This is a genomic window from Desulfobaccales bacterium, assembly GCA_041648175.1.
In the GTDB taxonomy this organism is placed as follows: domain Bacteria; phylum Desulfobacterota; class Desulfobaccia; order Desulfobaccales; family 0-14-0-80-60-11; genus 0-14-0-80-60-11.
In genome coordinates this window covers 65,249-86,158 of the sequence record JBAZPO010000017.1, presented here as the reverse complement: position 1 = coordinate 86,158, position 20,910 = coordinate 65,249, and the positions used below count along the sequence as shown (strand labels likewise).

21 protein-coding genes, 2 tRNA genes and 1 pseudogene are annotated in these 20,910 nt (G+C 54.6%); 8 read left to right on the top strand and 16 right to left on the bottom strand.

The window, feature by feature from the left end:
- Positions 1-38: 38 nt before the first annotated feature.
- The 5 genes from WC600_15095 to WC600_15075 all read right to left on the bottom strand — a co-directional run bounded on the left by WC600_15095 (position 39) and on the right by WC600_15075 (position 4,781).
- Positions 39-1,631 (bottom strand): DNA polymerase, encoded by a 1,593-nt coding sequence (locus WC600_15095; GenBank protein ID MFA4904056.1) that lies wholly within the window; start codon positions 1,629-1,631, stop codon positions 39-41.
- Between the two features lie 146 nt (positions 1,632-1,777).
- The gene (locus tag WC600_15090) at positions 1,778-2,395 is read right to left on the bottom strand and encodes a hypothetical protein (protein ID MFA4904055.1); all 618 of its coding nucleotides are present in this window, start codon (positions 2,393-2,395) and stop codon (positions 1,778-1,780) included.
- Positions 2,396-2,865: 470 nt separating this feature from the next.
- Positions 2,866-3,597, bottom strand: coding sequence for a hypothetical protein (locus WC600_15085; protein ID MFA4904054.1), 732 nt, complete (start codon positions 3,595-3,597; stop codon positions 2,866-2,868).
- On the bottom strand, positions 3,512-4,111 hold the full coding sequence (locus WC600_15080; protein ID MFA4904053.1) for a sigma-54 factor interaction domain-containing protein: 600 nt from the start codon (positions 4,109-4,111) through the stop codon (positions 3,512-3,514). The genes WC600_15085 and WC600_15080 overlap by 86 nt, the downstream gene beginning before the upstream one ends.
- Positions 4,095-4,781, bottom strand: coding sequence for a site-specific integrase (locus WC600_15075; GenBank protein MFA4904052.1), 687 nt, complete (start codon positions 4,779-4,781; stop codon positions 4,095-4,097). Before WC600_15075 ends, WC600_15080 begins: the two co-directional genes overlap by 17 nt.
- A 179-nt stretch (positions 4,782-4,960) precedes the next feature.
- Between WC600_15075 and WC600_15070 the strand changes: the two genes are divergently transcribed.
- Entirely contained in the window at positions 4,961-5,926 is a 966-nt protein-coding gene (locus WC600_15070; GenBank protein ID MFA4904051.1) for an FAD-dependent oxidoreductase, read from the top strand.
- A gap of 54 nt (positions 5,927-5,980) precedes the next feature.
- Positions 5,981-6,313, top strand: coding sequence for a hypothetical protein (locus WC600_15065; protein ID MFA4904050.1), 333 nt, complete (start codon positions 5,981-5,983; stop codon positions 6,311-6,313).
- 75 nt (positions 6,314-6,388) lie between these two features.
- On the opposite strand, the gene WC600_15060 is transcribed toward WC600_15065, so the two are convergent.
- From WC600_15060 to WC600_15050, 3 genes are all read right to left on the bottom strand, one after another.
- Complete coding sequence (locus tag WC600_15060; GenBank protein MFA4904049.1) at positions 6,389-6,718, bottom strand: PilZ domain-containing protein; 330 nt, start codon at positions 6,716-6,718, stop codon at positions 6,389-6,391.
- A gap of 78 nt (positions 6,719-6,796) precedes the next feature.
- Complete coding sequence (locus tag WC600_15055; GenBank protein ID MFA4904048.1) at positions 6,797-7,186, bottom strand: hypothetical protein; 390 nt, start codon at positions 7,184-7,186, stop codon at positions 6,797-6,799.
- A 404-nt stretch (positions 7,187-7,590) separates the two neighbouring features.
- Positions 7,591-9,234, bottom strand: coding sequence for a thiamine pyrophosphate-binding protein (locus WC600_15050; GenBank protein ID MFA4904047.1), 1,644 nt, complete (start codon positions 9,232-9,234; stop codon positions 7,591-7,593).
- Between the two features lie 418 nt (positions 9,235-9,652).
- Between WC600_15050 and WC600_15045 the strand changes: the two genes are divergently transcribed.
- Both WC600_15045 and WC600_15040 read left to right on the top strand, forming a co-directional pair.
- A complete protein-coding gene (locus WC600_15045; protein ID MFA4904046.1) occupies positions 9,653-9,880 on the top strand; it encodes a hypothetical protein in 228 nt (75 codons plus the stop codon).
- Positions 9,881-9,926: 46 nt separating this feature from the next.
- Positions 9,927-10,142, top strand: coding sequence for a helix-turn-helix domain-containing protein (locus WC600_15040; protein ID MFA4904045.1), 216 nt, complete (start codon positions 9,927-9,929; stop codon positions 10,140-10,142).
- 170 nt (positions 10,143-10,312) lie between these two features.
- Here the strand turns inward: WC600_15040 and WC600_15035 are convergent, their stop codons facing one another.
- From WC600_15035 to WC600_15005, 7 genes and pseudogenes are all read right to left on the bottom strand, one after another.
- A complete protein-coding gene (locus tag WC600_15035; GenBank protein ID MFA4904044.1) occupies positions 10,313-11,725 on the bottom strand; it encodes a Ni/Fe hydrogenase subunit alpha in 1,413 nt (470 codons plus the stop codon).
- 10 nt (positions 11,726-11,735) lie between these two features.
- Positions 11,736-12,674 carry a hypothetical protein gene (locus tag WC600_15030; GenBank protein ID MFA4904043.1) on the bottom strand — a complete coding sequence of 313 codons (939 nt, stop codon included), beginning with the start codon at positions 12,672-12,674 and terminating at the stop codon, positions 11,736-11,738.
- A 10-nt stretch (positions 12,675-12,684) separates the two neighbouring features.
- Positions 12,685-13,803 carry a Coenzyme F420 hydrogenase/dehydrogenase, beta subunit C-terminal domain gene (locus WC600_15025; GenBank protein MFA4904042.1) on the bottom strand — a complete coding sequence of 373 codons (1,119 nt, stop codon included), beginning with the start codon at positions 13,801-13,803 and terminating at the stop codon, positions 12,685-12,687.
- Between the two features lie 11 nt (positions 13,804-13,814).
- The gene (locus WC600_15020; GenBank protein ID MFA4904041.1) at positions 13,815-14,246 is read right to left on the bottom strand and encodes a hydrogenase iron-sulfur subunit; all 432 of its coding nucleotides are present in this window, start codon (positions 14,244-14,246) and stop codon (positions 13,815-13,817) included.
- Positions 14,247-14,274: 28 nt separating this feature from the next.
- Complete coding sequence (locus WC600_15015; protein MFA4904040.1) at positions 14,275-17,298, bottom strand: FAD-dependent oxidoreductase; 3,024 nt, start codon at positions 17,296-17,298, stop codon at positions 14,275-14,277.
- 153 nt (positions 17,299-17,451) lie between these two features.
- Positions 17,452-17,586: pseudogene (locus tag WC600_15010) on the bottom strand (hypothetical protein).
- Positions 17,587-17,899: 313 nt separating this feature from the next.
- Positions 17,900-17,986: transfer RNA gene (locus WC600_15005), tRNA-Leu, on the bottom strand.
- A 109-nt stretch (positions 17,987-18,095) separates the two neighbouring features.
- On the opposite strand from WC600_15005, the gene WC600_15000 reads away from it, so the two are divergent.
- Positions 18,096-19,019, top strand: coding sequence for a bifunctional riboflavin kinase/FAD synthetase (locus WC600_15000; GenBank protein ID MFA4904039.1), 924 nt, complete (start codon positions 18,096-18,098; stop codon positions 19,017-19,019).
- Positions 19,020-19,166: 147 nt separating this feature from the next.
- Positions 19,167-19,436, top strand: coding sequence for a hypothetical protein (locus WC600_14995; GenBank protein MFA4904038.1), 270 nt, complete (start codon positions 19,167-19,169; stop codon positions 19,434-19,436).
- Positions 19,437-19,495: 59 nt separating this feature from the next.
- Here the strand turns inward: WC600_14995 and WC600_14990 are convergent, their stop codons facing one another.
- Positions 19,496-19,888, bottom strand: coding sequence for a hypothetical protein (locus WC600_14990; GenBank protein MFA4904037.1), 393 nt, complete (start codon positions 19,886-19,888; stop codon positions 19,496-19,498).
- Between the two features lie 189 nt (positions 19,889-20,077).
- On the opposite strand from WC600_14990, the gene WC600_14985 reads away from it, so the two are divergent.
- Positions 20,078-20,153: transfer RNA gene (locus WC600_14985), tRNA-Gly, on the top strand.
- A 264-nt stretch (positions 20,154-20,417) separates the two neighbouring features.
- On the top strand, positions 20,418-20,609 hold the full coding sequence (locus WC600_14980; protein ID MFA4904036.1) for a hypothetical protein: 192 nt from the start codon (positions 20,418-20,420) through the stop codon (positions 20,607-20,609).
- The last annotated feature ends 301 nt before the right edge of the window (positions 20,610-20,910 follow it).

The following is a 20,910-nucleotide window of genomic DNA, read 5'->3' as shown; positions in this document are numbered from 1 at the left end:
GCATGTACGCATAGGTTGGGTGTGCGTGAGCGCACAGGTTATACAGGGAGACCGACACCCAAGCGGCCGAGTATGCTCCATACCGTCTCCCACATTTTGGTGCCCCGAGGGTCCATATAACGTTCTGGGTACCGGATGATCTTCGCCTCCGAGCCGAGTCGGCATCCTGCCAGAACCGCAGCACTGGCATCGGACATGGCCTTCTGCGCAGTCACTATAGCCTCATCAAGCTCATCTAAAGGAGCTTCGATTAAGATGGCATCATGTACCGGAGCGCAGACTCTAATTCCACGGTTTAAGGCCAGACAACAAGCGGTCCGGAGCATTTCAGCGCCATTTGCCTGCATGGGAAAATTCCGGAAAAACCTTGGATTAGCTGGCCTAACCGTATGGACAGTCCAGCCGAATGTGGTCCAGAGCTTGCCGTGTAACATGGCATAGTCCACGGCGGCATCGGACCACTCCCAAAATTTGCGGTAAACTTGTTTGTGGAGCCTCAGAAGCTCTCTGGCCTGGGCTACCGGCTGACCGAGTCTGGTGGCCAGTGAGGCCTCCCCCATGCCATATTGCACAGCCAGGGTGCAAGCCTTAAACTGCTCACGCTCAAGGGGATGGCTTCTCTTGGTGGAATCAGGCGGCACTGCTCCCGCCTGTTTAGCAAAGGTTAGATAAGGGTCCCCCGAATTATAAGCTGCCAACATATTGGGGTCCCCAGATAACGCGGCAGCGATACCAAATTCCTGCTGGGACCAATCAATATAGGCTAATCCCCGGCCCGGCTCCGGGCGGATGAGACCTCGAAGCCAAACTGCTGGCCCGAATATGAACCGGCTATTACTGGGCTGATTACGGCTGGTACGGGCGCGAAAAGCGTTTAGCACACACCGATTACGACCATCAGCGCCCACCGCCAAGTCAGACAAACACATCTGGCACAATGCCACTCGCAGTTCACGTAAGGGTGTAATTTGGGGATTGCTCCGTGCCATCTCTCGAAAGGTATCGTCAGTCAGGTCTAAAGAACCCGAAGCATTGCGGGGCCAAGGGATATTGTTCCTGGTCAGATACGTGGCAAAGCGGGAGCTTTTGAATGTTCGATCCTCAAAAACCCCATACTCTGCATCTACCTCTTCGATGAGGTCATCCTGGATGTTTGCCCAGTGGCTTTTAAGAATTTTAAAGGCCTGGGTATCTATGGGGATTCCTATATCCTGCATTTTGGCAGTTGCCTTCATGTATTGGCCCCGCAACGGTGCTCGTTGCATATCCAGATTGGGCTCCATGCGGGGAAGAAGTTTCGCTAAAGCCTCCACCTCAGATTCACAATTTGCAAGTAATAAGGACTTTTCAGCCGGAGTCCAAGGGCCTCCGCTCAGGGCCAGTCGGCGTATGCTATCCCTCTCCACCACCTCGACGCCGCTCAATCCGAACCGTGTCAGAGCTCCCATGAGACCGTCGCCGCAGAGGCTTGGTAGTCCATTGGTCAAGGTGCGGAACTCCGTAAACAGATCCAGGAGATTTACCGGCAAGTCCCAACCCAAGAATATGTGGCAGCCCATCTCTGCGCTGGCGTAGTAGGCCACGATCAGCGAGTTCTTGTCGATGTTGTAAGGGGGGGACTTCATGGCCATCAGCTCATCCTGGAAAAACTTTATTCTGCGTCCAGAAACCAGCTCCCAGGCCACCAGGCAAATGGGTCTTGGCCGTTCACCTGGTGGCACTGAGAACCTGAAGTCTATCAACCAAATTGACTGGAACTCTGTATCACCAATTTGGATCACGCTGCTCCCTTGAGCCGGCGGATAACCGGGTGGTCAAGGGTACGGATGAACTTATCCTGGAAAGCAATTTCCAAGATTTCCTTAAAGGTCTTATCGGGCCAAGTGGGCTCGGGGAGGTCATCCCTCATAGCCCGATATACTTCGTAGGCGCCCAGGGACATGTTAGCGGCAAGGCGGACCCAGCTCTTCTGGCCTAAATCCGCAGCATCCAATGCAGAGCGGCTCCACGCATCCTGACGACCATCGTCGCCGGGAAGGCGAACCGGCCAGATCGCCACGACACCTTGACGGCTGATAGTTAGGAACAGTACCTTTGGGACCAGCTCTCCGGGCAACTCCGGCCAGATCTCAGGGGCTACCAGGTAGGTTTCGCGGTCATCCTTGATTTCCAAAACCATAGTCTCCAGCCGCCAAGCCTCTCCCGGGCGGACCCTGAAGAACTCTTGCTTACCAGGCTTGCGAACCGGCACGGTCGTCAGTAATTTCTTAACGCCAACGATTTCGGAAAAGTTCTGGGACAGACGCAGGTTTTCCAAATCGAAGCCATCAACCTGCTGGTCAGAGCCCAGACTGCTCTCGCTCTGATCTCTAAGGGGCGATTCTTTTTTATCCATGACAATGTTCTCCTTTAATTATTTTGCATTCTGGAGCATTTGGTTTTCATACATTTCAATGTCTTCCACCCTGAACCTAACAATTGGCCGCTTCCCATGACCTCCGGCGACATCGACCCATGGGAGCAAACCGAGCTTCCTTCTGCGGTCGATGGTTCTTTCCGAAGTGTCCCATCTGTTTGCCAACTCCGGACGTGTCAAAAGTTTCATAAAGAATCTCCTTGAATTTTGACTTCTGGCTGGTGATTTCCTCTTTGGACCAGGCCTGGCCTTCCAGCTCAACTTCGGTCAACATAAAGGCAACATCGGTACCAAGTTATAACTTGCGGATATTTATGAATTTTTATAGACTCGTAAAGTCCGGAGCAGACCAAACAGGGGATTGGGGACAGTTTATGGGGTGGATGGGGACAGTTTATCTTGGAACTGGGGGGTTATAGAAGGTAGAGTGAATAGATTGCGAGGTGATATTAAGAAAGGCTTTCTAAGATTTTGTTCGTAAGCATTTCTTGCAGCTCGGTTAATTTGGCCTGGAATAAAGGAAAATCACAGAATCTTAATGACATGGATTCCATAAGCTGTTCATTATTTTCGGGTAAGGGAATGCCATAGTTCACCTTAAAAAATTCAGGATATACTTTATCTCTCCTGAGGTGCAAAAATTCAACGATTTTTGATCTTGGCATCCCAGAACGCAAAAGCGTTACTATCTCATAGGCCTCAACAATTTTACTGACATCACCGTTACTTTCGCCAGTAAAGGCAATGGCTTTCAGCCAATCATAAACGTACGGGTCATCTAATAGTTTTTCTGCCCAAGGCTCGGAAGCCTTTTTTTGGCGAGAATTTCCATCCCAAATCCATTGGTGAGAATAATAACAAAGGTTCCTGGCCTGCCTCTCCAAAGCATCAAAGTCTTCATATGATCTAAGCTCAGCCATGACCTCAGGGTCAAATCCTTGTGCAATTAACTCGGCTTTCCATTCTTTAATTATCTGCTCACTATTTCTATAAAGATAATTTTGTAGTTGTCGAACATTTCCAGGGTAGAAATATGAATATAATAAAACCTTATTCTTATCTTCAATCTTTAAATTATCCTTATTCGCAAAGTGATTAACTAAAAAAACTAATGTCTTCTGGCCGATCTTTAAGTGGAACGGTCTTAATGGTCGATTGGGAAAGGCGATAATAAAGGTCATCCCGAAATTTATTATTAATATTATTATTTACTTCAGTCATGAGGTCTTTATTGGTGGCCGCAACCACTCTGACATCAGCAGACTTTTCCGTCTCTCCCCCCACGGGGCGATAAGTTTTGTCTTGTAAGAACCTGAGCAGCTTTACCTGATGGTCGGCTCTTAGGTCCCCAACCTCGTCGAGAAACAGGGTTCCTCCGTTGGCGACCTCAACCAGCCCCCTCTTCTTAATTAGTGCTCCAGTAAATGCCCCTTTCTCATGGCCGAAAAGTTCACTTTCAAAGAGGTCCCCAACAATAGCGCCGCAGTTGACAATCACGAAGGGAAAATTTTTCCTGGGGCTATGATGGTGAATATCCTTGGCAATAAGTTCTTTTCCGGTTCCGCTGGGCCCTTGAATCAAAACGGTTAAAGGTTTCTGGGCCACCTCGGCTATCTCTGCTCGTAGCTCCCGGATATGCCTGGAAACTCCGAGGAGGTTCCAGCACTCAATGTTCATATTATTTCTTTGCTTCATATTGCTCGGTTCCCTGCTCAGCCTTCACCAGAGCTACTGCCTCGAATGCGGCTCTATGGCTATCCGGGGCCAGGTGCGCATACCTTGCAGTCATGACCAGGGATTTGTGGCCAATGGCCTGCCCGACCACATAAAGCGGTACCCCGGCCATGACTGCCCACGACGCATAAGTATGTCTCAGACTATGAAAACACACTTTCTCCCGGGTATCACTAATGCCGTCATTGAAACCTATCCCCTTCACCACCGCCCAAAAAACCTTACTCAGCCATTGAACGGGGTTTCCGGTCTTGGTTTTAAATAGGCGATCAGCAGGAGAACTTGGGGTCATTTCATCAAGTACTTGTTTTATAGGGTCGGTTATAAAAATTGGACGGGATTCCTTGTTCTTGGTATCTTGAGCATAAATGATCCCATTACCCAGGTCAACATTAGACCAGGTGAGACCCAGGACTTCACTGAGACGCAATCCCCCGTATAGCGACATGGTGGCAATCCTGGCCAACTGAGGACTGCGTTTGCGGAGAGCGTCAAGCAGGGTCGTTGCCTCTTCTTTGGTCAGGAATCTCTGCCGAGAATTGTTGGGTTTGGGAAAGCTGACTGCTTTGCAGGGGTTATCACCGCGCCATAGGGTGGTCGGATTATTACCCCGGGACCAGGGTGGGACCACCGCGGGACAGAGTCCAGCAGCACGCGCCCGCACGCGGGTCGGAGCCGCTTATAGGGTGACGGTACCTCACCATGGCCCGGCACTGTCCCGCGCTTGAGAGGCAAAATGGCACGCACCCGGTTTTTTTAACCTCCAATCAGCGCGCTGCCAAGTGCACTTTTCATCAGTGAGGGGCCTTTATGGAACCGCAACTCTACGACACCATCATCATCGGCGCCGGACCGGCCGGGGCTGCGGCCGCAGTCTACGCCGCCAGAAAACGCCTGCGAACTCTGCTCATCACCCCGGACTTCGGTGGCCAGTCCCTGGTCTCCGACAGCATTGAAAACTGGATCGGGGAAATCACCATTACGGGCAAGGAGTTGGCGGAAAGGCTCCGGAAACACGTGGAGGCGCAGAAGGATGTGGAGATTAAACTTGAGGAGAAAGTCACCGCGGTCAGCGAGATCTCGGGCTGCACCTTTGAGGTCAAAACCGATAAGGGTAGCATCTACCAGGCTAAAACCGTGATCGTCGCTTCCGGCGGACGGCACAAGCACCTTAAGGTACCAGGCGAGGACCGGCTGGAGGGCCGGGGCGTGGCCTACTGTTCAACCTGTGACGCCCCGTTTTTCCAAGACCGGGACGTGGCCGTAGTGGGAGGCGGCAACTCCGCCTTGGAAACGGTGATCGATCTGGCCCCTTATGCCAGACAGATCTACCTGCTCATCCGGGGTGATCAGCCCAAAGGCGATCCCGCTATGCAGGAGAAGGTCGCAAAATTATCCCACTTACAGGTCGTTAAGCATGCCGAAATGCAGGAAATCCTTGGAGATCAAAACGTCAGTGGGGTGCGGTATAAAGATCAGAAGACCGGGGATACCCAGGAATTGGACATCAACGGGGTGTTCGTGGCGATCGGTTCTGTACCCAACTCGGATTTTGTCCGGTCCCTGGTGGATACAAACGAGGCTGGGGAAATCCTAGTAGACCATAAAACTTCCCAGACTTCCAAGAAGGGCATATTTGCCGCGGGAGATGTGACCAACGATCCTTTCAAACAGAATAACATCTCGGCGGGAGATGGCGTCAGGGCGGCGCTTTCGGCATACCACTACATTTTAGACATAAAAAGGCATAGCCCGTGTGACGCTCAAGGTGAATGAGGCGGACTGCGCCTGCCTTGATGATAAAGTAATCAGAACCGCGGAGGCCATCAGATGCCTTACATTGCGCTCAAACATCGCCAGACTCTCGATCCGCTCATTGACCAGTTGGCTCGGCAAATTGTGCATGAGTCACAGTCGCTTAATTATGATGGAGCCTTTGCCGGCTTATTGAATTACACCTGTACCAGCCTGGCCCTGAAGGTGGTGCACCAACAATTTGGAATGATGCGCTACTGGCTTATCGCCCTTCTCACCGGCACCTTCAAAAATATCGCCGATGAATTCTATCGCCGGGTCGGCGTCCCCTATGAAAATCGGCAGATGGAAAAAAGTGGGGATGTGGATCTTTATCAAGAATATAAACTGGAGATCGACAGAACCTGAGGTGGGATCTTGGCCTCATCTATCCGCCTGCTTAACCGAGGCAAACATACCGGTGGGACTTCTAGGGCGTAGCGACTAAGAGTGCGGTTGGTTATTGTGCAGCAGGTTATCCAGGTCCCAACGAGGTGCATAAAATTGCACCCTTAAATGGTATCTCCCTGGTGGAACGGTAAGTTGTCGTTTCCACATAACCCGTCCCGAAACCTGGATCTCCCTGGTGGCTCCAGGCAGGAAGAAGGTAAATTCCACGGGATATTCAGGGCTTAGAGAGAACGGGGTCTCCAAATGTGCCCCCGCATGGTCGATATCCAAGAGATAGATTCCATTCCCGGCATGACGGTTAAACTTGGTTACCGTCAAATCCGCCTGGTAGCGCCGTGCCTGCATGTGGTTTGTTGCAGCCATGACCAGTACCTGCGTATGACTTTATTATTTGCCCATTCTCTTTGGGACTTTTTCTTCTGTGCCGGTTTTTTGACCAAATCAACCTGCTATCTTATATAACTTATGGCTCCCCTCCGAATAAGAATCAGCATCTTTAGATCCAACAACCCCTTCTATTTCAAGTTCGTCGATCATTGCCTTGATTGCATTATTAATCTCCGGAGACTTCATTTTGATCTGATTACAGAATGCCGCAATCTTGTCCCAATCTTTATCTGTATCAGATATGCGAAATTCATCAATCCCCTTGTCATTGTGATCCGAAATAATAAAGTTGATATAATTTGAGCCTCTGGTCATGGATAAGGAAAATTTGTGGAATTTGATACTAAACATGTCTCCCCGGGAAGACAGCTTCCAGCGAACCTCACCCTTCATGGTGCGTCTGATCAGCTTGTGCAGCAGTTCGTCATAAATTTCTGGTATCATGAATCTTCCCTGGTCTATTCCAGCGGCTAAAATATCTTAAATTATGGATGCCGCGAGTTAGGTTACACATCTTTGGTATTGAGATTTTGAGAGTTGTTCCTCCATACCATGGGTTTGTATTATAATCGCTCGTTGATCTTAAAAAGAAAATCAGGTTTTCCCTGATTTAAGCCTTCAAAAAACCTAAATCTGAGGGGTCTTTTCCCGCCAGCGCCAGGATTTTTAGGCTACGCCAGGGATTTTTTAACAATTCGATCCGCTCAAAAATTCAAGATTGAACTTTTCAGTTCCGTTACTTTTCTTGGGAAAGCGCGATTTTGCCCCTATTATCCTCAAGATTTTTCCAACTTAAGACTCCCTCTGCTTCGATCTGAGCTACCGGCCGCCTCTCTTCCAGGGGACAATTACCGCAGATCTTTCAACTTTAATAAGCTCTCCCAATAATCAAGCCGCTCCAGGCGTACCTCAATGAAGGCCAGTTCATCCGGACGGCTTAAGGCTTGCTGCAACGCGCTCTCCAACTCTCCTTCGGTCTTCACTTCGCAAGCCCAGCCCCCGCCAAAAACTTCGGGCAACCGATGATACTGCCACATCTGTAAGTCATTGTAGGGGCCGTCATGAAACACCCGTTCGATGGCATAGCCATCATTGTTCATGAGAAAGATAATAGGGTTCAGACCGTGCCGGATTATGGTGGATAACTCCTGGACCGTCATCTGGAAAGCGCCATCACCTATAAAGGTGATGGGCCTGAGGTTTGGCGACGCCAGGTTGGCCCCCAGGGTTGCAGGGAGGGCATAACCGATGGAAACGTAAAACGCCTGAGCAATGAACGGCGCGTCATCGGGGAGGAGCAGTTCCGCGGCTCCCAACAGAGTAGCGTTGCCCACATCAGAAATGATCAGATTGCTGCTATCCAGGAAGCGGTTGACTTCCTGATAAAATCTCTTCAGGGTGATTTTTTGCGAGTCCACCGGGGTAAAGTCTGCCCCCCCGGTCAAAGCGGCGTGTCCGAACGCCACCTGGCCCTCCGGCCCCCGGGGAAGGCCAGCTTGGAGCCCGTCAAGAAAGTCCCCCAGTGCGACTTGGTGATAAACATGGTGCTTGATGCCCACCTTGTCCGAATTGGCCACGATCATCCCGCCATGGAAATGGGTCGCAGTGTCAATCCCCAGATCGACGTCGGTCATCAACGTCCCCAGACAGAGGAGCACGTCGGCGTCTTCCATGGACTTCCTCACGGGCTCCGGGCCGAGTTTCCCGAAATAGACGCCGAGGAATTGGGGGTGTCTTTCCGAAAGGATTGATTTCCCCGAAATAGTGGTGGCGAAAGGGTACCGGGTGAAATTGATGAACCTTGCCAATTCCTGGCAAAGGCCCAACCGGGCGACCTCTACGCCGACGAGGACGGCCGGGTTTTTGGCGGCGTTGAGCATCTGGACCGCCTCTGCCACGGCTTCGGGAAGCACCTCCGGATCACTGGGAATGGTGGTATCCACTTCAAAAGGACCGCCAGGGCTGCATGGCTGACCTACCATGTCCATGGGAATTTCGATGTACACCGGCCGCCGGAAACGAAGGCAAGCAGCGATGGTCTCGTCAATCTGTTTCGGGGCCTGATCCACATTCTGGAGAACGACCGCGGCCGCCGTGATGTGCTCATAGATTTTGTATTGCAAGTTCATATCGCCGATGGTGTGGTGGAGAAGCACCCGCGCAGGGCCTTGGAGAATCCGGGGGCCGCCGCTGATTATAATTAACGGCACTCTTTCGGCAAAGGCCCCGGCAACGGCATTAAATACGCTGAAACCGCCCACCCCATAGGTGACGCACACCCCTCCAACACCGTTCAGCCGGGCGTACCCATCCGCAGCATAGCCGGCGTTTAGCTCATTACAAGTCGTCACCAAGTCGATGCTGGAGGCTTCCAATAAATCAAAGAACCGCAGCACATAATCACCGGCAACGCCGAAGATGTGCTTTAATCCCACCTGTTCCAAACGCCTGACCAAATACTGGCCCACCGTCGTCATATTAGCCTGTTCCATATGTACACCCCTTAATTAATGCCCGGCAACTTTTGTCCACGAGGCAACGAGATTCATCGAAGAACTTGTTTCATAAATAAACATGGAAGGGGGTTGAGGCAATGATTTGTGTTTCATAAGATAGAAATAAGGAACCGAGCGGGGTAAATAGGCGGAAACTCGCGTAGAAAATTATTTCTGGCACAGCCGTCCATGCCACTCCTATTGATTCTCTCAGAATATAATAAATAGTTTCGATTTAAATAAGCTTTTTGTACCAATTATCTATCTGTTGGGTGAGGCTAAGCAACTCCATCCCTGGCCCTCCTCCTTGATAATCCCGGCCTTGCCTCCCCACTCGGTCATCGTGGTTCCCGGGTGATTAAATAATTTAAGGCATCTCCTTCCCCTGCCGATAATAGACATAAGGAGGCCTCCCATGGAAATCATAAGTCTGGATATTGGCAGGAAAACCATGTCCCCCTCCGGCCGAATAATCACGCGGGAAGAGTATGATGCACTGATGTCCGAGTTGGCTCTAGAATCCGAGCCTGAACATGTCGCACCAATCTCGGAGGCTAATGAAAAGGTTCGAAAACTCGAATTTAATATGATGGTTCTGGTGGGTTTAATCCTGGTAGTGTTTATCCTGTGTCGAACTAGCTAAAAATATTTCGAAACACAGGCTCACCAGGTATCCAGTTATCCAAATCTTGAGTTCTATTGCGGATATCTATCGTAAGTATCAGATCAGCGAAAGCCTTTACTACCGCTGGTGGGACAAGTTCTTGGAAGCTGGGAGTCGGGCTTTGGCTTCTCGGAATGGTTCTGATCCTGAGGCGGCGGTGAAGGCCAGAATTTCTGACCTGGAGCGGATTATTGGCAAACAGGCCGTGAAGATCGAGATTTTAAAAGAAATTTCCGAGTAGGTCGGGAAAGATATGCTTTAGCCTCTGAGCTGCGGGAGGCAGGGGGCGTAAGTTCCCTGCCTCTCTCTCAAAATTATCAGTTAAGCCCGGGTAAGAAGATCGCCCTGGGCGTTAAAAATCTCGATCTCAACGGTACGACCGCCATCCAGGCGGTGAGTAGCGCAGCTCAGTCATGGATCGTAGGCTCGCACCGCCATTTCTACCTTATTCAAAGCTTCCTCAGTGACCACGCCTTTCTGGATGACATTTTCGGCCACCTGGCGGATGCTCATGTTCATGGGCGCCACGTTGTGGGTGGTGCCCACGATGATGTTGGCCCGGCTGATGAGGCCATTGGCGTCGGTTTGGTAGTCATGAATGAGAGTGCCCCGGGGAGCCTCCACGCACCCCACGCCTCGGCCGGCCCCGGGCGTGGCCACGCCGCGCACATTGGTATCGGTGATCCCGGGGTCCTCCAGGATTTCCAGTACCCGCTCGCAGGCGTACACCAGTTCGATGAGGCGGGCCCAATGATAGAGCATGGTGGACTGGGCCGGCCGCCCGAACCGAGCCCGGAATTCCTCCAGTTCGGCCTGGGCCAAAGGCGTGTTGATCTGGTCGCAGACATTGAGGCGGGCCAGGGTGTTGACCCGGTAGATGCCCTTGGGTGCGGCCAGGTCCATGGAAAAGCCTTCGTTCCACGCCTTGGCATAAGGGAACTTGGAGTAGGACCAGGGCTCTACGTGCTCGCCTAAAAAGTCGGCATATTCTTCGCAGGTAAAGTCCTGGTAGGAGCCATCGGCCTTCATGAGCCGCAGCACCCCTTCGAACAGGTTCAAGGAGCCGTCGACGGGGTCCACGGTACCCAGAAAGCCGCTGGTGATTTGCCCCAGGCCCACGGTATCCGCATCCAGCTTATAAAAGATGTTCTGCTTGGCGAAGTCTATGCAGAAGCGGGCAAATTCCAGCTGCTCCCGACTCCCTTCCAGGAGTTCCTGGCGTTCGGCTTCGCTCATGGATTTGGCAAAGCCGCCCGGCACCACTACCACCGGATGGATGACCTTGCCTGCGAACTTTTCAATCATCATCTGGCCGGCCTGGCGCATCTTGACTACTTGGCGGGCCAGCTCCGGATTGGCCTGGACGATGCCCAGGACGTTGCGCACCGAGTAGTCGGCCCCGGGACCCAAGATGAAATCCGGGGCAGCCAGGAAGAAGAAGTGCAGGATCTTGTCGTTGATCTGGGCCATGACCTGCATCAGCTCCCGCAGCTTTTTGCCTGCGGGCGGCACAATAGCCCCGAAGCAGCCGTCCACCGCCTTGTTGGACGCGGTGTGGTGCATCCAGGGACAGATGCCGCAGATGCGGTTGACGATGCGGGGTACTTCTTCGGCGGGGCGGCCCTCGATGAACTTTTCGAACCCGCGCAGGGCCATGACGTTGAGGCGGCTGTCGGTCACATTACCGTCTTCGTCCAACTGAATGGCGATGCGGGCGTGCCCTTCGATGCGGGTGATGGGCTGAATATTGATGACCTTTTTGGCGGTACCGCCGCCATGGACAAAGGCGTCGTCAGCGTTGGCGTTAATACATTTGGCTTCCATAGTATCCTCATTACTTGCGGCTTGCGGTCCGGTGCCGCAAGAGCCCGTGGCCGCCGGAGAAGCGCAGCATCGAAGTGGGGTCGGTGAGTCCGGCGAAGTCGATACCGTTGCTGGCCAGGGCGTTGTACATATCCAGGAGTTGGTTCCCTTCCCGCTGCACCGGCCCGAAACAGCCCCGGCAGGGCACCCGGGCCAGGAGGCAGCGGGGTCCCTCGCCATTATTGCCGGCGCAGCCAGCCCGGGTCACGGGCCCCATGCAGAGCAGGCCCTGTTCCAGGAGGCAGTGCATCTCGCTCAAGGGCGCGCCGGGCTCATACTGGGCGTTTTCGAGGAAGCGCCGCAGTTTATTGAGCTTGCCCTTGCCGTCCCGGATGGTGGGGCAGGTGTCGCACACGCTTTTGGTGGGAAGATCGGGGGTGCGGCCCTCCAGAAGAGCGGTGAGGACCTCGGCGATCTGGTCGGGGTGCGGCGGGCAGCCCGGCAGGTAAATATCCACTTTGACCTTCTCGTCCAGGGCGTAGGTCCGGTCCAAAAGTGCCGGGATACCCTCCCCGGGGGCGTCGGCCCCGTCAGTGGTTTCGGTATGGTAGTAGCGGTCCAGCAGATCGTCGTTCTCGAACTGGTTGATGAGGGAGGGGATGCCGCCGTGGGTGGCGCAGGTTCCCAGGGCGATGAGCACCTGGCAACTTTTACGCATGGCCTCGGCCACCTCCAGGTGCTCCTGGTTACGGATGCCGCCGCTGACCAGGCCCACCACGGCCTCGGGAATTTCCAGATGATGCGTGTCGCCTTCACCGGTCTGCCCATAGTACTTGTGGTCCATGAGCACCGGCATGTGGACGAAGTCCAGGTGAGGCAATACCGTGAGTAATGCCTCTCCCAGGTTCAGGATGGCGATCTCGCACCCCGAGCAGGAATTGAGCCATTCAGAAGCAACTTTAACGGGCACGGCAGACCTCCTATCCTTTTTTCACCTGGACGGATACTTCCAGTTCTTGATGTTTTCCCGAGGCCTGGAACTTCTTCTTGTCGGACCATTCCAAGACGGTCTCCAGGGCCTGGGCGGCGAACTGGGGATTGTCCCGGTGGTTGTAAGGTTCCAGGTCCACCCCGTTGGCATCGGCCAGAATGGCGCGGCCCAAGGGCGTACGGCTGATCACCGTGGTCCAGCCCTCCGGGGCTCCGATGCCGCCGAAAGAGAGGTCGGCAAACTCCGCGGCGTAATCATCGCAGTAGTGGCAGGCGTAGCGCTTCATGAAGTCCAACTGATCCAAAGGAATCTGGCGCACCTGGCCATCGGTGAGGTGGATGAGCAGGTCTTCCTTGACGTTGACCTTGCGCACCTCGGCCCAGTGGAACTTGCCGATCTGTTCCAACCGCTGGCGCTGCTCCGGGCCGAAGTGGAAGTTGCCGGTGCAGAACAGGCCCAGATGGAACTTGATGGTGCCGGACGGGACGATCCCCAGGGCCTCCATGCGCCGCAGCGAATTGATCTGGCAGGGGGTGCCCACAAAGGCTACCCGGCTGAGGCGCTTTTTGGCAACGTCATCCAATTCCACGATGGACGGGGAAAAGGTGGAGTAGACCTCGGAAAAGAGGCTCATGCCGTGGGAGGTGTCGAAGTGGAAGCCGGCGGCCTCCAGGATTTCCTCCCGGCTGGTGGCCAGCCAGGGCTGGCGCCGGAACAGGCCTACTTGGCGGGTGACGATAGCGCCGTCGATGCGTCCCAGATCAAAGAGATGCAGGAGCAGGGCGGTGACCACGCCGCCGTCGGTGGCCCGGTCCCGGACCTCGGGGTTCAGGGCGCGGGAAACGGTGGTGCCCAGGATGCGGCCCATGGGTGCGCTCCAGGCCACCTGGCGCTTGGTTTCCTCGTCCAATTCGCCGATCTCCGGGCAGATGGAGTAGCACAGGCCGCACTCGATACACTTCTCGATATCCTTGTAGCGGGGTTTGCCGTCCTCCCCCAACTCCAGGGCGCCGTAATTGATGGCGGTGCAAAAGGTGACGCAGCCGCCGCAGTGATGGCAGAGACCAGGTTTCTGGACCTCTTGAATGAGATTGAAAAAGGTCTTCATGGCTGTCTCCCTCACGCGGCGCTGGCTTGGGCCGGACGACAGGGATTGGGGCCCAGTTCCCTGATCTGGCCTACAAAATTGCGGACGATTTCGGCGAACTGAGGGGCCTCAGCGGAAGAGACCCATGCCACCGCATACCGCTCCGGGTCGATCCCCAGATCTTCCAAAACCAGGCTGGTGGCCTCTCCACGGGCTTGAGCTTTGTGATTACCTTCCAGGTAATGACAGTCGCCCAAGTGTCACCCCATGACCAGGACGCCGTCGACGCCCTTGGTCAAGGCGTGCACCACCAGGTTGGGGTGGACCATCCCGGAACAATTCACCCGGATTACCCTAAGATTTGGGGGGTATTGCAGCCGGGAGACGCCGGCCAGGTCGGCCCCGGCATAAGCGCACCAGTTACAGAGAAACCCGAGAATGACTGGTTCAAAATTATCCGACATGGGTTGAACCTCCATTTAGGCTGACAACTTAAGTTAAAGCCTCTATCACTGCGTCCACCTGGGCCTTGAGCTGGTCCTGGGTGAAGCCGTGGACCGTGACGCCGTCCTTGGGACAGGTGGCCTCACACAGGCCGCAGCCCTTGCACAGGGCCTTGTCGGTGACGATGCGCCGGTGGGCGTGGCCGTTGTCCCGGTATTCCTCCAGCTTGATGGCCCGGTAGGGGCAGACGTCCAGACAGAGGGCGCAGCCGTCGCAGGCCGCGGTCACTTCGGATTTGATGGCATCCAGTTGCATGGACTCCTTGACCAGGATGATGCTGGCTCGGGAGGCTGCGGCCTTGGCCTGGGAGATGGCTTCGTCCACCCCTTTGGGGTGATGACAGAGGCCGGCCACAAACAATCCGTCCACGGTCATGTCCACCGGCCGCAGCTTGGGATGGGCTTCATTGAAAAAGCCGTCCTGATTGATATTGGCCTTGAACAGATCCACCAGTTCATGCTGGTCATTGGGGGCGATGCCGGCAGCTAAAACCAGATAATCAGGCCTGAGCTTTAGCGGCATTTGCAGAATGGGATCAACCACTTCCACCACCAGGTCTTTGTCGTCTTTGGAAACCTGAGGCTTGGAATTGAGGTAGAACTTGACAAAGATAACGCCCATTTCCCGGGCCCGGGTGTAGAACTCCTCCCGCAGTCCATAGGTGCGCATATCCCGGTAAAGGACGAAGACCTTCATGTCCGGGTTGAGCCCCTTGAGGCGCATGGCGTTCTGGACCGAGCTGGTGCAGCAGACCCGGCTGCAATACATATTGCCGGGTTCCCGCGAGCCCACGCATTGGATGAACACGGCGCAGCCCGCTTTACTCACGGCCGCGGCCCGCTCCCGCAGTTCGGTATCGAACTGCTGCTGAGTCAGAATCCGGGGGTCTTGCCCATACAAGTATTCCTGGGGCTGTCTTTCCTTGCCGCCGGTGGCCAGCACTGCGACCCCGTACGGGACCGTCCGGTTGACCCCATTGACCTCGATGTCGCTGGAAAAATTACCTACGGAGCCCGTGACCGCCTTCAGCCGGGAGTTCTTCAATACCTGAACCTTGGGATGGTTTTCCACCCGGGAGATCAAATCTCCCAGCCAGGGGCGGACGTCTTCGCATTTCCAGGTCTTATTGACATGCCAGGCGTTGCCCCCCAGCTTTTCTCCTCTTTCCACCAGGGTGGTGGGATAGCCCAGATCAGCCAATTCCAGGGCCGCCGTCATGCCGGCCACGCCGCCGCCGATGACCAGGGCCTCCTGGACCACATCCACCGACAGACGCTGTAAGGCATAGTCCCGGGTCACCTTGGCCACCGCCATACGCACCTGGTCTTTGGCCTTGAGGGTGGCAAAGGCGGGATCTTTCTGATGGACCCAGGAGTTTTGGTTGCGGATGTTGGCCATCTCCAGGAGATAAGCATTCAGGCCCGCTTCCCGCAATGTGTCCTGGAACAGGGGTTCGTGGGTCCGGGGGGTGCAGGCCGCGATCACCACGCGGTTGAGATTGAGGTCCTTGATCTTCTGATTGATGAGATCCTGAGTATCGGTGGAACAGGTAAAGAGGTTGTTTTCCACCGACACCACGTGCGGCAGGCTGCCAGCATATTCCGCCAGTTCCTTGACGTCCACCACGCCGGCGATGTTAATCCCACAGGAACAGACAAACACCCCGATACGAATCTCTTCCCCGGAAATGTCCCGTTCCGGCGGATAGGTCTTCTCTCGGGTCAAAGTGCCCCGGGCTTCAACCAAGGCTTTGGCGGCTTCCGCCGCGGCGGTGGAGGCCTCCGTGACCGAGCGGGGAATGGCCTTGGGAGACCGGAAGGCGCCGCAGACATAGATGCCCTCGCGATTGGTCTTTACCGGAGTAAAACTGCCGGTTTTGGCAAAATTATGCTTATCGAGGTCAATACCAAACTTCTTCGCCAGGCTTGCGGCGTCCCGGGGAGCCTCCAGCCCCACCGATAGCACCAGCATATCGAAGTTCTCTTCGACCTTGGCGCCGGCCTCGGTGATATACTCCACTCTGACGCCGATATTATTTGGGCCGGGAAAGATGGTGTGGGGCCGGGATTTGATGAACTTTACTCCTGCACCCTTGGCGTTATTGTAGTAGTTCTCAAATTCCTTATTGTGGCTCCTCAGGTCCATAAAGAAAATGGTCTGGCTCAGATCGTCGCCGCTGGAGTGCTCGGCGGTGACCAGGGCCTGCTTGACCGCGTACATGCAGCACACGGTTGAGCAGTAGGGGTTGCCGCCGGGAGTGGTATTGCGGGACCCGACGCACTGAATCCAGGCAATCTTCCGGGGTTCTTTGCGGTCTGAAGGGCGGAGCAGGTGCCCCTGGTTCGGGCCGCTGGCGGATAGGAGACGTTCGTACTCCAGGCCGGTAACCACATCGGGGATGCGGCCGTAGCCGTAAGCGGTGAGCCCGCTAGGATCAAAGGCTTTGTACCCCGGGGCCAGGATGACCGCGCCCACGTTGCGGGTAATCATTGCTTCCTGGTCTTTGAAATTGATGGCCCCGGTAGGGCAGAACTTAACGCAGGCCTGGCATTTGCCTTTGGCCAGGTAGAGGCAGTTTTCGGCGTCAATGGCATACTTCAATGGCACCGTCTGGCTGTACTTAAGGTAGATGGCCTTGCGTTGGCCCATATTGGCGTTGTAGTCGTCGTCCACCTTTTTGGGGCATTTCTGGGCACAGAGGCCACAGGCGATGCACTTGTCCATATCGACATAGCGCGGCTCTTGGGTGACCGTGACGGTGAAATTGCCCGGGGGACCGGAAATATCGGTTACTTGGGAAAGAGTGAGAAGCTCGATGTTTAAGTGCCGACCGCACTCAACCAGCTTGGGCGAGATAATTCACATGGCGCAGTCGTTGGTGGGGTAGGTCTTGTCCAGTTGGCTCATCTTGCCGCCGATGCCGGGGCTTTTTTCCACCAGGTGGACATAATAGCCCGAATCGGCCAAATCCAGGGCCGCCTGGATGCCGGCAATGCCGCCGCCTACCACCATGACCGATCCCACGGTTTTGCCGGGGCGATCGACGGTTGGGTTGGCGAGGAGAGATTCCGGGGTCAGGGTCAGGGGAGCAGGTGCCAGTTGGCAACTCATGGCAATGGGAAGACGCTCAGGGTCCAAGTGAAATTCCTGGCAGAGGCGTTCGAACGCATCCGGGGTGAACAGAAGGCCTTTGCCGGGCCCGGGACGGGCTTCGATGCGGCCGGTCTTCACCCAGTTACGGATGGTGTTGCGATGAACGCCGATCTCTTGAGCCAAGGTGAGGACATGAATAATGATCATCCGTCAACTCCTCTCTGGCTTGTGCCAATTGTGCTATAACAGCAATTTGTGCACAGATTAAATTATAAATCTTCAGCCTTGTCAAGGAAAAAACGAGGGCAAATAAAATCTGTTTTCTCACATCTGTAACTCCATCAGGGAAGGTGGGATGATAACAGGACCCGGGGGCAATTGTCCCCGCTCGCCCCGGTAAACAGTTATTGGGTAGTCGGCATATTTGCTGGTTTCACCGGGGACAAAAGCGGGGACAAACCGGGGCGAATGCCCAAAACAAAAGGCGTAACCCATTGAGATTACGCCTTAATTAATCAAATGGTGCCGAAGCGGGGATTTGAACCCCGACGGGGAAACCCCCACTGGACCCTGAACCCAGCGCGTCTACCAGTTCCGCCACTTCGGCCGGATGCCGGGGAAAACCTAAGCGCTTCACCCTGGCTATTTCCGAATTCAATATATATAATTTTAAGATAAATCTTGTCAAGGTCAAACTGCGAGAGGCGAACGCATTGATGGTATATCATGATCTCCCCCCCGGGGAGTCAGCTTTTTCCCGAACGGTGGTCACTATTGGCAATTTTGACGGAGTCCACCTGGGGCACCGGGCAATCCTGGACCGGGTGCAAAAGCGGGCCCGTGAGCTGGGGGGGCAGGCTGTGGCGGTAACTTTTAATCCCCATCCCGTAAAGGTCTTGCGGCCTGAAGTCAACTTGCCACTCCTGACTACCCAGGATCAGAAACTCAAGCTCCTGGCCGATGCCGGGTTGGATGCGGTGGTGGTTCTGCCGTTTTCCCTAAAATTTGCGGCGCTGCCGGCTCGGGAGTTTGTGAGACAATATTTCTGCGAGCGCCTTCGGGCCCGGGAAGTGGTGGTGGGTCATGACTACTGTTTCGGCCGGGGCCGGGAGGGTAATATCGACCTTCTCCGGGAGATGGGATCCGTCCATGGGTTTACCGTACAGGTGGTTTGGGGGGTGGAAGTCCAGGGCGCGGTGGTGAGTAGTTCCCTGATCCGGGCTATGCTGAGGCTGGGGAAAGTGACGGAAGCCGGACGGCTCCTGGGGCGGCCTTACGGCGTGGCGGGCCGGGTAGTCCAGGGCAAGGGACGAGGGGCCAAGCTTTTAGGAGTGCCCACGGCCAATATCTTGACGCCGAACGAGCTGTTACCGGCCAGCGGTATTTACGCGGTCTGGGTCAGCCGGGGCGACGCTATTCTTCCCGGGGTGGCCAATATCGGCACCTGTCCCACCTTTGATAATTCCGAGCTTTCCCTTGAGGTGCATCTCCTGGATTTTTCCGGCGATTTGTACGGCGAACCTTTGGAGGTACAATTTGTCGCCCGGTTGCGGGAGGAGCAGCGCTTTCCTTCTCTTGAGGCCCTGGCGGCCCAGATCCACGCGGATATCGCCGTGGCCCGGCAGGTCCTAAGCCCTTGATGAAGAGATTTTTAGATTGGAGTAAATAAAGAGTTACCGTCACCCCCAACTCAGCCTCCCCATCAAGGGGGAGGAACTAAACGGATTGAACTTCTTTCATAACCTGCCCTCTTAATCAGTCTCAATCTGAAGCTCAAGGAAGGAATTATGTGGCGACACCGTGCGATCTGTGGCCATTGTGGCCTGAGATCGAGATGGAATCGAGACCGGGAATTGAGTGAGGCCGATATCTTCGCTCACTTGAAAGAGAGCCATAAAATCGAGATACCGCTGCATCCCGATGACTACCAGGTGGATCGTGAGCGCCAGTGCGACTTTTGCCTGGAGCCATATGTGGACGACTGCACCAAGTGCGGCCAGGATTTCTGCTACCTCCACGCCGGGGACATCGACGGCCTGTGCGGCGGGTGCATCTGAGGATGAGTATCTATGGTTAAGGCGCAAGCGAGGGTGCCTACGCCACATTTTATCCTTGCCTACATGAGGTCTTCGTCGGTCAATTCCCCATCCGGCGGTTCATTCCGGGCAACCGTGGTTCCCGGGGTCGGCCAGGTATCGAGAAATTTACGCAGATCGGCCTGCAAGGCGAAGGCGGACGCAGGTGGCAAGGGGGACAGGGAAGTGGCCTGAAACCGGTGCGAGGCTGCGGGTTCGGTTCCAAAATTCGTTCCTATGGCAGACTCGTCAGCTACAGAAGGCCGGTCCGGGGGCCGGATAGATTTCTCCAGGCAAGGGGGCTGAGGCAACAGGTCCTGGGGCGCATCCCCTCGAACGGATTGCGCTGAGGCCATGGAAACGAGCAGCATCAGGGTGACCAATCCCGTGAGGATAAATCGAATCCGTACATTTTCAACATATTGCCATGCCATGTGAGACCTCCGGTGCCAATCATTTAAAAGCCCCATCGGAGGTTCTTAAAAGTAACTTAAGCGGATTTTTAATTTTCCAAGCAGGAAAGTGAATAAAGTTGCATCGGGTGGGGGAGGGCCGGCAACTCAGGCCTTCGATGGTAAAATGCCTTGACTTTTCCCCTGGAATTTATTATACATACTTGTTGAGCGGGCATAGCTCAGTTGGTAGAGTACAAGCTTCCCAAGCTTGGTGTCGCGGGTTCGAATCCCGTTGCCCGCTCCAGCCCCGGGGGCGAGACGGTTGGCGATGCAGGCCAACCGGTCCACCGGGGAAACCCGCTTCCCCCATTGAGGTTGCCGACAGTAAGGGGCAGGATGGCCGGCTAACTTTAAGGGCGGAGATAAGTAGTTGCTCTGGGGTGCCCCGAGATTGACCTTTATCTTGGATTTTCCCGGAAGTGGGCTGCGGCCCGCTTTTTTTGTTTGGTACAAGTTGATTATCAGTATGGGGTTAACATCGGCTGATGAGCAAATAAGCGAGGATGAAATGAAGGGCATCCAATTTGTCGTAGATGATACCGGCAAAAAGAAAGCCGTTCTCATTGATCTTTCGGAGTGGGGCGAACTCTGGGAAGACCTCTATGATGTCCTGGTGGCGCAATCTCGGAAAGACGAACCCACGGTGGACTGGGATAATTTAAAGGCCGAAATGTCAGCAGAGGAGACCAAGGCTGTCTGACTATAGGATTCAATTTAAGGTTTCGGCGGCCAAGGAATTTCGTTCTCTCCCATCGGAAATCAAGCAACGGGTGGAGGGGACAGTGGAGAGATTGCGGCAAAAGCCTCGTCCAAGAGGGGTTCGGAAGCTCCAAGGACATGAAAGATTATATAGAATTCGCATCGGACAATATCGTCTCGTTTATGAAATAGATGATTCGGTGAACCTGATTGTGGTTACTCAGGTTCGACATCGCCGGGAAGCCTATCGATAGTCGGCACTCAAAAAGTGGTCTGGGATGTAGCAAGAGGGCTTAGATGCC